The 403-nt window shown below is 43.7% G+C and carries 1 pseudogene; it reads left to right on the top strand.

Going from position 1 to position 403, the window contains the following annotated elements:
- Nucleotides 1–257, top strand: a pseudogene (locus GYA94_RS27925) (hypothetical protein); the annotation flags it as partial.
- Nucleotides 258–403 lie beyond the last annotated feature (146 nt).

Below are 403 nucleotides of genomic sequence, written 5' to 3'. Positions count from 1 at the left end.
TGCTTGGGTTTTTAAGAAACCCTAAACTTGGCTCAGCAATCTCAAATGACTATGTGATTTCTCGCATGGTCACTTGTGATGCTGATAATCTTTTTGACTATCAGTCCGTACTCACAAGCACCCACACGAATTGCTTGATTCGATTTGTTAAAGAGCGGTTGGTTAAGAGTGTTTCGTCTCAACCGAGGCGCGCATTCTACGCTTTCCTCATTGCCTGTCAAGCGTTAATTTTGAAGATTTTCGAGAAACTCGTTTAACTTCAGACACTTGACTCGCTTCGATCTCTCGTCGCGGGAGATGAATAATACAGTATTCAAAAACACTGTCAACCACCTTTTACCACCACTGGAGGGCTCGTGAGCCAACCAGGAGAAGCGACAACTTCTACTTAAAGACAAAACCC

The organism is Pseudomonas juntendi (assembly GCF_009932375.1).
In the GTDB taxonomy this organism is placed as follows: Bacteria; Pseudomonadota; Gammaproteobacteria; order Pseudomonadales; family Pseudomonadaceae; genus Aquipseudomonas; species Aquipseudomonas juntendi.
The sequence above is the reverse complement of the archived record's forward strand: the minus strand, read 5'-3'. Positions and strand labels throughout refer to the sequence as shown.